The organism is Streptomyces pathocidini, from assembly GCF_001418495.1.
GTDB lineage: Bacteria > Actinomycetota > Actinomycetes > Streptomycetales > Streptomycetaceae > Streptomyces > Streptomyces pathocidini.
This window is the reverse complement of sequence record NZ_LIQY01000099.1, coordinates 1-11190: the sequence shown is the minus strand read 5'-3', so window position 1 is coordinate 11190 and position 11190 is coordinate 1. Positions and strand designations below refer to the sequence as shown.

The 11190-nt window shown below is 71.7% G+C and carries 9 protein-coding genes and 1 riboswitch; of the genes, 3 read left to right on the top strand and 6 right to left on the bottom strand.

The window, feature by feature from the left end; translation table 11 throughout:
- A partial coding sequence (locus AOK16_RS06560; protein ID WP_478071897.1) for a GNAT family N-acetyltransferase occupies window positions 1–338 on the bottom strand: 338 nt, incomplete at its 3' end.
- A gap of 146 nt (window positions 339–484) precedes the next feature.
- Between AOK16_RS06560 and AOK16_RS06555 the strand changes: the two genes are divergently transcribed.
- Window positions 485–766: an HPr family phosphocarrier protein gene (locus tag AOK16_RS06555; RefSeq protein ID WP_055471277.1), complete on the top strand. Its 282-nt coding sequence runs from the start codon at window positions 485–487 to the stop codon at window positions 764–766.
- A gap of 205 nt (window positions 767–971) precedes the next feature.
- On the opposite strand, the gene AOK16_RS06550 is transcribed toward AOK16_RS06555, so the two are convergent.
- The 4 genes from AOK16_RS06550 to AOK16_RS06535 all read right to left on the bottom strand — a co-directional run bounded on the left by AOK16_RS06550 (window position 972) and on the right by AOK16_RS06535 (window position 5974).
- Window positions 972–1673, bottom strand: a complete 702-nt coding sequence (locus tag AOK16_RS06550; protein WP_055471274.1) for a GntR family transcriptional regulator — start codon at window positions 1671–1673, stop codon at window positions 972–974.
- A 265-nt stretch (window positions 1674–1938) separates the two neighbouring features.
- Complete coding sequence (locus AOK16_RS06545) at window positions 1939–2781, bottom strand: M23 family metallopeptidase (RefSeq protein WP_055471273.1); 843 nt, start codon at window positions 2779–2781, stop codon at window positions 1939–1941.
- Window positions 2782–2796: 15 nt separating this feature from the next.
- Window positions 2797–2948: riboswitch (cyclic di-AMP (ydaO/yuaA leader) on the bottom strand.
- A gap of 225 nt (window positions 2949–3173) precedes the next feature.
- Window positions 3174–4541 carry a M16 family metallopeptidase gene (locus AOK16_RS06540; RefSeq protein WP_055471276.1) on the bottom strand — a complete coding sequence of 456 codons (1368 nt, stop codon included), beginning with the start codon at window positions 4539–4541 and terminating at the stop codon, window positions 3174–3176.
- 17 nt (window positions 4542–4558) lie between these two features.
- Entirely contained in the window at window positions 4559–5974 is a 1416-nt protein-coding gene (locus tag AOK16_RS06535) for a M16 family metallopeptidase (RefSeq protein WP_055471272.1), read from the bottom strand.
- A gap of 155 nt (window positions 5975–6129) precedes the next feature.
- Between AOK16_RS06535 and AOK16_RS06530 the strand changes: the two genes are divergently transcribed.
- Window positions 6130–8583: a DNA gyrase/topoisomerase IV subunit A gene (locus AOK16_RS06530; RefSeq protein ID WP_055471271.1), complete on the top strand. Its 2454-nt coding sequence runs from the start codon at window positions 6130–6132 to the stop codon at window positions 8581–8583.
- On the opposite strand, the gene AOK16_RS06525 is transcribed toward AOK16_RS06530, so the two are convergent.
- A complete protein-coding gene (locus AOK16_RS06525; RefSeq protein WP_055471270.1) occupies window positions 8558–9736 on the bottom strand; it encodes a CobW family GTP-binding protein in 1179 nt (392 codons plus the stop codon). The two genes, AOK16_RS06530 and AOK16_RS06525, sit on opposite strands and share 26 nt — an antisense overlap.
- Before the next feature lie 212 nt (window positions 9737–9948).
- Here AOK16_RS06525 and rox point away from each other — a divergent pair.
- Window positions 9949–11190: rifampin monooxygenase (rox, locus tag AOK16_RS06520; protein WP_055471269.1), on the top strand; the 1242-nt coding region annotated here is incomplete at its 3' end.

Sequence of the window (11190 nt, the reverse complement as noted above, 5' to 3'; positions counted from 1 at the left end):
ACCTCGGCCTCGTCCGCGGGTTCGGAGGCGGGCCGGCCTCGCTCGTCGATGCGGTCGTAGCGGACGGTCGCGATGAACTCCCCGCCCACGGTTGCCGCGAGGCCGACCCGGTCGACGTAGTCGTGGTGGGTGAACCGGTGCACATCGCGGTCGGAGAGGCGCGGGTACGGTGCGAAGAAGCGGTAGTACTTCGACTCGTCCGACACCTGCTCGTAGAAGTCCACCAGCCGCTGCGCGTCGTCCGCGGTGATCGGCCGGATCTGCGCCGTACCGCCGTCGCGGAGCACGACGTCTGCCTCCCAGTGGGTGGGGTAGGCGTGCTCGGGCGGCGTCCGCATGGGCACCAGCGTACGGGCGGGCGGCGGAACGGAGCACTCCGCGGAGCGTGAGAGACTGGACCGAATGACTGGTCTAGACAAGCCGGGCGGGGCCCGGCGGAAACGGCCGTCAGCGTACGACCTGACACGACTTGAAGGGCAACACCATGGTTGAGCGCCGCGTCACCGTCGGCTGGGCCGAGGGCCTGCACGCCCGACCCGCTTCGATCTTCGTCCGCGCGGCCACCGCCGCCGGCGTCCCCATCACGATCGCCAAGGCCGACGGCACTGCCGTCAACGCGGCCTCGATGCTGGCCGTGCTGGGCCTGGGCGCGCAGGGTGGCGAGGAGATCGTCCTGGCTTCGGAGGCCGACGGCGCCGACGTCGCACTCGACCGGCTGGCGAAGCTGGTCGCCGAGGGGCTCGAGGAGCTTCCGGAGACCGTCTGAGCCGAGGGCGGCAGACCGTCCGTACGGGCGGAAAGCGAATGCACGGAGCGGAGTCGCGGTGGGCATCGAAAAGCCGCCGCGACTCCGCTCTTCGCTTCCCGTCCGCGTTTGTTGTCCGGAATTGCTGCCCGAGTTGATGTACGGGTGATGTACGGGCCGGTGTCCGCGTGGGCGAATTCCCGGAGTCTCGTATACGGGATTTCTGTTAATTCCGGAGGCCCGCCGTGTTGACGGCTTGTTTCGGATTCCTCACCCGCACCGGGCCGCGCAGCCGGTAGCCGGCCAGCGAGCGCTCGGTGTGGACGGCCATCAGCGCGCGGGCGCGCTCCGCGTCGCCGCGCCCCACCGCGTCGGCTATCGCCGCATGCTCCTCCCAGCACTCCCCCGCCCCGACCGGCACCTCCACCCCGTACACCCAGGTGATCTTGCGGCGGACCTGGGTGAGCAGGGATGCCAGACTGGGGCTGCCCGAGGCCTTCGCGAGGGTCTCGTGGAACCAGCCGCCCAGCGACCGCAGATCCGCCAGGTGCCCGCGCCTGGCGCGCTCCCGACCGAGCCGGACGAGCCCCCGCAACACCTTGAGGTGCGCCTCCGTGCGGCGCTGCGCGGCCCGCGCGGCGCCCAGCGGCTCCAGCAGTTCGCGGATGTCGAGCAGGTCGGCGGCCTCCTGCTCGGAGGGTTCCGCGACGCAGGCCCCGGCGTGGCGCCGGGTGGTCACGAAGCCCTCCGACTCCAGGGTCCGCAGCGCCTCACGGACGGGCACCCGCGAGACGCCGTACCGGCGCGCCAGGACCTCCTCCGTCAGCCTGCTGCCGGGCGGGTGCACTCCGGAGACGATGGCGTCCCGGATGGCCTGGCATACCGCGCGGCCCGGAATACGGCCCGCGCCCGCCGCTTCGCCGTTCACATTCGACCCCGCAAAGCCCGTCCTCCGCTTTAATCGGCGCGAAACGCGGACGATTGCCGCTCGTTCGGGACTCTAAGGCAATACACGGGAATTTCCGACGGCCGTGGCCGGAATATGGATGCCTTTTGGCCTGGCGCCGGACGTCGGGGCTGCGCGCCAGGCCGCTGTCCCCGCCACATGTTCCAGGCCCTGCCACATGTTCAGGTCCCGTCACACGTTTCAGGTCGAGTCGGGCGCCGACGCCGAGTCGGACGCTGAGGCCGAGTCAGACGTTCAGCCCGTGCGAGCGGAGGTAGGCGACCGGGTCGATGTCCGAGCCGTAGTCCGGGCTGGTCCGGGCCTCGAAGTGCAGGTGGGGGCCCGTGACGTTGCCGGTGGCGCCGGAGAGGCCGATCTGCCGGCCCGGGGTGACCTTCTGGCCCACGGAGACGGCGATGGACGAGAGGTGGCCGTACTGGGTGTACGTGCCGTCGCTCATCTTGATCACGATGTTGTTGCCGTACGAGCCGCCCCAGCCCGCCTCGACCACGGTCCCGGTGCCGACGGCGTGGACCGCGGTGCCGGAGGCGGCGTGGAAGTCGATGCCGGTGTGGGAGCCGGAGGACCACAGGCCGCTGGAGGACTGGTAGCCGGTGGAGATGTAGCTGCCGCTGATCGGCGGCACGAAGGTGTTCAGGCGCTTGCGCTCGGCCTCGCGGGCGGCGCGCGCCCGCTCCGCGCGCTCCTTCTCGGCCTTCGCCTCGGCGACCCGCCGGGCCTCCTCCGCCGCCTTGCGCGCCTGCGCCTCGGCCTTCGCCCGTGCCTCGGCCGCTTCGGCGGCGCCGCGCTGCGCGCGGGCCTGGGCGTCGACCGTCTCGGCGAGCCGGTCGCCGATGACGACGGCCTGGCGCAGTCCGGAGGCCTCCGGGTCCGAGGTGTTCCGCTCGGCGGGAGCGGCGAGCGCGGGGGCGGCGACGGTGGCCGCGATGCCGGTGGCGGCGAGAGTGGCGATGGAGCCGAACTGGGCGCCGGAACGGGCGAGTCGGCCCGGGCGGCGGTGCCTGCCCGCGCTCTTCCCGGCGGGCTTCGCGGCGGCAGGGGTGGGCGCCGAGGGGCGTATGGACGCCATGGGGTGGCGGTACTCCTTTCCTTCCTTCTCGCCTACCGGGTTAGCTGACGGGTTCGGAGCAGGAAGGTCTCCTACGGGTCCTCCGGGGAGGCACCCGATTCACCCCAGGGACTTGGGTCCCCGGCTCCCCTGGCTCGCGCCGTACGGGGACTCGGCGATGGCTGTCCGGTGGCCGCGGGTGCGGCGTTGACCGGCCGGACAGTCCGGACGAACGCTAAACGGGACATCCGCGAATCACCAAAGAAGACAGGGTCTTTGTAGCGGACACCACAGCGAAAGCGGCCGCCTTGCCCGCAATCCGGACATAAAGGAGCGCCCCGGGGCCGTGTTCGCCCCAGGGCACCTCCGTTGCGCCTCAGCGCACTTGACGCGGGATCACCCCTGACGCGGGATCAGCCGCTGACGACCTCCACCTCGCCGATGCCCAGCGCCCGTACGGGCTCCGCGATGGCCGACGCGTCACCAACGAGGATCGTGACCAGACGGTCGGACGGGAAGGCACTGACCGCCGCGGCCGTCGCCTCGACGGTGCCGGTGTCGGCGAGCCGGGCGTACAACTGCGCCTGGTAGTCGTCCGGGAGGTGCTGCTCGACCTGGTCGGCGAGGGTGCCCGCGACGGCGGCTGCCGTCTCGTACTTGAGCGGGGCGACGCCGACCAGGTTCTGCACGGCGACGTCCCGCTCCGCGTCGGTGAGCCCCTCGGCGGCCAGGGTGCGCAGCACCTTCCAGGCGTCCTCCAGCGCGGGCCCGGTCGACTCGGTGTCCACCGAGCCGCTGATGGCGAGCAGGGACGCGCCCGTGCCGTCCGGGGCCGAGCGCAGCACCTGCCCGAAGGCTCGCACGCCGTACGTGTAGCCCTTCTCCTCGCGCAGCACGCGGTCGAGGCGGGAGGTGAGGGTGCCGCCGAGGCAGTAGACCCCGAGGACCTGGGCAGGCCAGACGCGGTCGTGCCGGTCGGCGCCGACCCGGCCGATCAGCAACTGCGTCTGCACGGCGCCCGGCCGGTCCACGATCACCACACGGCCGGTGTCGTCGGCGGTCACCGGTGGTACGGGGCGGGGAGCCGCTGTGTTGCCTGTCCAGGCGCCGAGGGTGTCGCCGAGGAGCGCATCCAGGTCGATCCCGGTCAGATCGCCGACGACCACGGCAGTGGCGGTCGCGGGCCGGACGTGCGCCTCGTAGAAGGCTCGCACGGCGGCGGCGTCGATGCGCTCGACGGTCTCCTCGGTGCCCTGGCGGGGCCGGGACATCCGGGAGTCGGCCGGGAACAGCTCCTTGGAGAGCTCCTTGGCGGCGCGGCGGGCCGGGTTGGCCTGCTCGTGCGGGATCTCGTCCAGCCGGTTGCGGACCAGCCGCTCGACCTCGCCGTCGGGGAACGCGGGGGCGCGCAGCGCGTCGGCGAGCAGGCCGAGAGCCTTGGACAGCCGGGAGGCCGGGACCTCCAGCGAGACGCGGACACCGGGGTGGTCGGCGTGTGCGTCCAGGGTGGCGCCGCAGCGCTCCAGTTCGGCGGCGAAGTCCTCCGCGCTGTGCTTGTCGGTGCCCTCGGAGAGCGCCCGCGCCATGATCGTGGCGACCCCGTCCAAACCCTGGGGCTCGGCGTCGAGCGGGGCGTCGAGGTTCACCTCGACGGCGACGACCTGCTGACCCGGCCGGTGGCAGCGCAGCACGGTCAGGCCGTTGGGGAGCGTGGCGCGCTCGGGGGCCGGGAAGGCCCACGGCTTGGCGATGCCGCCCTGGGGCTGCGGGTGGAAGCTCATCTTCGGGGTGGCGTCGCTCACTTGGCCGCCTCCTCGTTCTCGTTCTCGGCGGCGTTCTCGGTATCGGCCGCGTTCTCGTTCTCGGCGGCGGGTGCGGTCGGCTCGTAGACGAGGACCGCGCGGTTGTCCGGGCGCAGCCGGGCGGCGGCCGCGGCCTTGACCTCCTCGGCGGTGATGTCCAGGACCCGCTGGACCGCGGTGAGGGCCAGCTGCGGGTCGCCGAACAGCACCGCGTAGCGGCACAGCTGGTCGGCGCGGCCGCCGACCGTGGCGAGCTGGTCCAGCCACTCGCGCTCCAACTGCGCCTGGGCGCGCTCCATTTCCTCCGGGGTCGGGCCCTCGGCGGCGAAGCGGGCCAGCTCCTCGTCGACCGCGGCCTCGATGGCGGGGACCTCGACGCCCGCGGAGGTCTTCACGTCCAGCCAGCCGAGGGAGGGCGCTCCGGCCAGCCGCAGCAGGCCGAATCCGGCGGCCACGGCCGTACGGTCGTGGCGCACCAGGCGGTTGTGGAGCCGGGAGGACTCGCCGCCGCCGAGGACGGTGAGCGCCAGGTCGGCGGCGTCGGCCTCGCGGGTGCCGTCCTGCGGCAGGCGGTAGGCGCACATCAGGGCGCGGGCCGGGACCTCCTCCTCGACGACCTCGCGCAGCTGCTCGCCGATGGTCTCGGGCAGCGTGCCGTCGCGCGGCGGCTGCTTGCCGTCGTGGCCGGGGATGGTGCCGAAGTACTTCTCGATCCAGGCGAGGGTCTGCTCGGGGTCGATGTCGCCGACGACCGAGAGGACCGCGTTGTTGGGCGCGTAGTAGGTGCGGAAGAAGTTCCGCGCGTCCTCCAGGGAGGCGGCGTCCAGGTCGGCCATGGAGCCGATGGGCGTGTGGTGGTACGGGTGGCCCTCGGGGTAGGCCATCGCGACCAGCTTCTCGAAGGCCGTGCCATAGGGGACGTTGTCATAGCGCTGGCGGCGCTCGTTCTTCACCACGTCCCGCTGGTTCTCCATCGACTCCTCGTCGAGCGCGGCGAGGAGGCTGCCCATGCGGTCCGCCTCCAGCCAGAGGGCGAGCTCCAGCTGGTGGGCGGGCATGGTCTCGAAGTAGTTGGTCCGCTCGAAGCTCGTGGTGCCGTTGAGGGAGCCGCCCGCCCCCTGCACCAGTTCGAAGTGGCCGTTGCCCTTCACCTGCGCGGAGCCCTGGAACATCAGGTGCTCGAAGAGGTGAGCCAGGCCGGTGCGGCCCTTGACCTCGTGGCGCGACCCGACGTCGTACCAGAGGCAGACCGCGGCGACCGGGGTCAGGTGGTCCTCGGAGAGCACCACGCGCAGGCCGTTGGCGAGGCGGTGCTCTGTCGCTGTCAGGCCGCCGGAGCCGGCCTGTTGCGTGGCCGTGTGACCCATGGGCATGTACGTCCCTTCGATCGCGGAATGGCTGAGGTCGCGCATTGTGCTGCCACTGTATGCAAGCGCGCTGACACCTGGCGAAGTTCCCGCCGCGTGCGGCGGTCACACGGGTCGTGGAACGCGCTGTCAGCGAGTGGGTCCACAATGGTCCGCGTCAGAGGTCCTCAGATTCTTCGGACTAAGGAGCAGCAGCCGCGATGGCCCGCCGCAGTACGCAGACCCCGCCGCCGGACGAATTCGAGGAGCGGATCCTCGACATCGACGTCGTGGACGAGATGCAGAACTCCTACCTGGAGTACGCATACTCGGTCATCTACTCGCGTGCGCTGCCCGACGCCCGCGACGGCATGAAGCCGGTGCACCGCCGGATCGTGTACCAGATGAGCGAGATGGGCCTGCGCCCCGAGCGCGGTTACGTGAAGTGCGCCCGCGTCGTCGGCGAGGTGATGGGCAAGCTGCACCCGCACGGCGACGCCTCGATCTACGACGCGCTGGTGCGCATGGCGCAGCCCTTCTCGATGCGGCTGCCGCTGGTGGACGGGCACGGCAACTTCGGCTCGCTGGGCAACGACGACCCCCCGGCCGCCATGCGGTACACGGAGTGCCGGATGGCCTCGGCGACCTCCCTAATGACGGAGTCCATCGACGAGGACACCGTCGACTTCGCGCCCAACTACGACGGCCAGGAGCAGGAGCCGGTCACGCTCCCCGCCGCGTACCCGAACCTGCTGGTCAACGGCGCCTCCGGGATCGCGGTCGGCATGGCGACCAACATGGCGCCGCACAACCTCGGCGAGGTGATCGCCGCCGCCCGGCATCTGATCAAGCACCCGAACGCGGACCTCGAGACCCTGATGCGGCACGTGCCGGGCCCCGACCTGCCCACCGGCGGGCGGATCGTCGGGCTGACCGGGATCCGGGACGCGTACGAGACGGGGCGCGGCACGTTCAAGATCCGCGCGACGGTGGCGGTGGAGAACGTCACGGCCCGCCGCAAGGGCCTGGTCGTCACCGAACTGCCCTTCACCGTGGGCCCGGAGAAGGTCATCTCCAAGATCAAGGACATGGTCGGGGCCAAGAAGCTGCAGGGCATCGCGGACGTCAAGGACCTCACCGACCGGGCGCACGGCCTGCGTCTGGTCATCGAGATCAAGAACGGTTTCCACCCCGAGGCCGTGCTGGAGCAGCTCTACAAACTGACGCCGATGGAGGAGTCGTTCGGCATCAACAACGTCGCGCTGGTGGACGGCCAGCCGCTGACGCTGGGCCTGAAGGAGCTGCTGGAGGTCTATCTCGACCACCGGTTCAACGTGGTGCGGCGGCGCAGCGAGTTCCGGCGCGGCAAGCGCCGCGACCGGCTGCACCTGGTCGAGGGCCTGCTGGTCGCGCTGATCGACATCGACGAGGTCATCAGGATCATCCGGTCGAGTGAGAACTCGGCGGAGGCGAAGCAGGGCCTGATGGACCGCTTCTCGCTGAGCGAGATCCAGACGCAGTACATCCTGGACACCCCGCTTCGCCGGCTCACCAAGTTCGACCGGCTGGAGCTGGAAGCCGAGCGCGACCGGCTCGGCCAGGAGATCGAGGAGCTGACCCGCATCCTGGAGTCGGACGCGGAGCTGCGGAAGCTGGTGTCGGGCGAACTGGCGGAGGTGGCCAAGAAGTTCGGGACCGAGCGGCGTACGGTCCTGCTGGAGTCGGCGGGCGCGACCGCGCCCACGGTCCCGCTGGAGGTCGCCGACGACCCGTGCCGGGTGCTGCTCTCCTCCACCGGCCTGCTGGCCCGCACGGCGACCGGCGAGCCGTTCCCCGAGGCGGCAACGGCCAAGCGGACCAAGCACGATGTGATCGTCTCGGCGGTTCCGGCGACGGCCCGCGCCGAGGTGGGCGCGGTGACCTCGGCCGGCCGGCTGCTGCGGCTGACGGTGATCGACCTGCCAATGCTGCCGGAGACCGCGGCCCCGCCGAACCTGGCGGGCGGTGCGCCGGTCTCGGAGTTCCTGACCCTGGAGGCCGACGAGACCCTGGTCTGCCTGACGACGCTGGACGAGTCCTCGCCCGGCCTCGCCCTGGGCACGGAGCAGGGCGTGGTCAAGCGCGTCGTGCCCGACTTCCCGGCCGCCAAGGAGGAGTTGGAGGTCATCACCCTCAAGGCGGGCGACCGGATCGTCGGCGGGGCCGAGCTGCGCACCGGCGAGGAGGACCTGGTCTTCGTCACCGACGACGCCCAGTTGCTGCGCTACCCGGCGGGGCAGGTGCGGCCGCAGGGCCGCCCGGCGGGCGGCATGGCGGGCATCAAGCTGGGCTCGGGCGCCAAGGTCATCGCGTTCCACGCGGTCGACCCGGCGGCCGACGCCGTGGTGTTCACCATCGCGGGCGCCGGCGGCACCCTGGACGGCACGTCGCAGGGCACGGCGAAGCTGACGGCGTTCGACCAGTACCCGCGCAAGGGGCGCGCGACCGGCGGCGTGCGCTGCCAGCGCTTCCTCAAGGGCGAGGAGTGCCTGGTCCTGGCCTGGGCCGGGGCCGCGCCGGCGATGGCCGCGGACGCCAAGGGCGCCCCGGTCGAGCTGCCGGAGGCCGACCCGCGGCGGGACGGCTCCGGCGTACCGCTGGCGAAGCCGGTCAGTTCGCTGGCGGGCCCGGTGTAGCCCAGTCGGCTACGGGTTCCTGGGCCTCTGCTTGGTCCAGGAACTCCTGGTCGTCCCGGGAGGGTTCCTCCGGGGAAGGTACGTAGCGCAGGACGCCCCACATGCCGGTCGTGGCGGCGTCCTGCGGCGCGTCGGCGGTAGCCGCCGGGGCCCGGCAGAACTCCAGCTCCTTGACCAGCCCCGCTCCGTCAACGCCGGTGCCGATGAGGACGAGTTGGGTCAGGCGCGGCTCGTTCTTCCCCCACGGTGCGGGGTAGAAGCGCAGGAAGTCGCCGACGGCGTGGACGGTGTAGCGGTTGAGCGGGTCGCCGGGGCCGAAGTCCACGAAGCCCTTGATGCGGTAGAGCCCGGCGGGCCGGCCGTCGAGGAAGTCCAGGAGCCGCCGCGGGTCGAGGGGTTCGGCGGAGGTGAACTCCACGCTGTCGTAGGCGGTGTGGAGGTGGTGGGCATGGCCGCCGTGGTGAGCATGGCCGCCGTGGTCCGCGTGTTCCGCCTCCTCCCGGCACAGGTCCTCGAAGGACAGCTGCCGGACCGCCTCCTCGATGCCGGCGCGCGGCGCGCGGTCGAAGAGCAGCTCGGGGTCGACCCGCCCGTGGGAGGCCTGGACGATCGGGGTGCCGGGGCCAAGTTCGGCGAGCCGGGCGAGGACCGCGGCGCGCTCCGCCTCCCTCACCCGGTCCGCCTTGTTGAGCACGATCAGATCGGCGATGGCCAGGTGCCGGTCGATCTCCGGGTGCCGCTCGCGGGTGCGCGGGAACTCCGCCGCGTCCACGACCTCGACCAGACCGCCGTACACGATGCGGTCGTTGTCGCTGGCGAGGATCATGCGGATGAGCTCCTGCGGCTCGGCCAGACCGCTCGCCTCGATGACGATCACGTCGATCCGGGCGCTCGGGCGGGCGAGCCGCTCCAGGTACGCGTCCAGCTCGCTGGTGTCCACGGCGCAGCACAGGCACCCGTTCCCGAGCGAGACCATCGAGTCGACCTGCCCGGCGACCATCATCGCGTCGATCTCGATCGCCCCGAAGTCGTTGACGACCACCCCGACGCGGCTCCCGCCGCTCCTGCTCAACAGATGGTTGAGCAGGGTCGTCTTCCCTGCCCCCAGGAACCCCGCAAGAACGATCACCGGTATCTGCCGCACGCTGCCCACGAGAGCCGATCGTAATCGGCCCCTCCGACAGGACTACACGGGCGGTGCCGGCCGCGGGCGGACCGGCCGCGAGCAGACCGCAAAAGGAAAGGCAAGGAGTCGGAACTCCTTGCCACTCTCAACATATAGCGCACGGGGGGCCTTGCGGCAAGGCCCCCCTAATACCGCAGAATCGCCCGTTCAAGCCAGAACCTGCGGGAATAGGGTCCTTCATGATTGACGTGATCATTGCCGGCGGCGGGCCGACCGGCCTGATGCTGGCCGCCGAACTGCGGCTGCACGGTGTGCGCGTACTCGTACTGGAGAAGCTGGCGGAGCCGGCCGCGTATGTCCGCGCGCTCGGTCTGCACGTGCGCAGCATCGAGATGATGGACCAGCGCGGTCTGCTGGAACGGTTCCTCGCGCACGGCAAGAAGTATCCGGTCGGCGGCTTCTTCGCCGGCCTCAGCAAGCCGTCACCTGACCGGCTGGACACCGCACACGGATACGTCCTCGGCATCCCGCAGCCCGTCACCGACCGCCTACTGGCCGAGCGCGCCACCGAGCTCGGCACCGAGATCCGGCGCGGCTGCGCACTGGTCGGGCTGAGCCAGGACGCACACGGGGTGAGCGCCGAGCTGGCCGATGGCACGCTGCTGCGCTCGCGCTACCTCGTCGGCTGCGACGGCGGCCGCAGCACGGTGCGCAGACTGCTCGGCGTCGGCTTCCCCGGCGAGCCCACCAGGGTCGAGACGCTGCTGGGCGAGATGGAGGCGACCATGGCGCCGGAGGCGCTGGCCGCCGTGGTGGCCGAAGTCCGCAAGACCCAGTTGCGGTTCGGCCTCGGACCTCTCGGGGACGGGGCGTACCGCGTCCTCGTACCCGCCGAGGGGGTGGCCGAGGACCGCGCTGTCGCGCCGACGCTCGAGGAGTTCAAGCAGCAGCTGCGGGCGTTCGCCGGCACCGACTTCGGCGTGCACTCACCGCGCTGGCTCTCCCGCTTCGGCGACGCCACCCGGCAGGCCGAGCGCTACCGGGTGGGCCGGGTGCTGCTGGCCGGCGACGCGGCGCACATCCACCCGCCGACGGGCGGGCAGGGCCTCAACCTCGGCGTCCAGGACGCGTTCAACCTCGGCTGGAAGCTGGCCGCCGAGATTCGCGGCTGGGCGCCGGAAGGGCTGCTCGACAGCTACCAGACCGAACGCCACCCGGTGGCCGCCGACGTACTGAACAACACCCGCGCGCAGATGGAGCTGCTGTCCACCGAGCCGGGGCCCCGGGCGGTGCGCCGACTGCTGTCGGAGCTGATGGACTTCGAGGAGGTGAACCGGCACCTGATCGAGAAGATCACCGCGATCGGTGTCCGCTACGACTTCGGCGAGGGCCACGCGCTGCTCGGCCGGCGGATGCGGGACGTGGCGCTGAAGCGGGGTCGCCTCTACGAGCTGATGCACGGCGGCCGCGGGCTGCTGCTC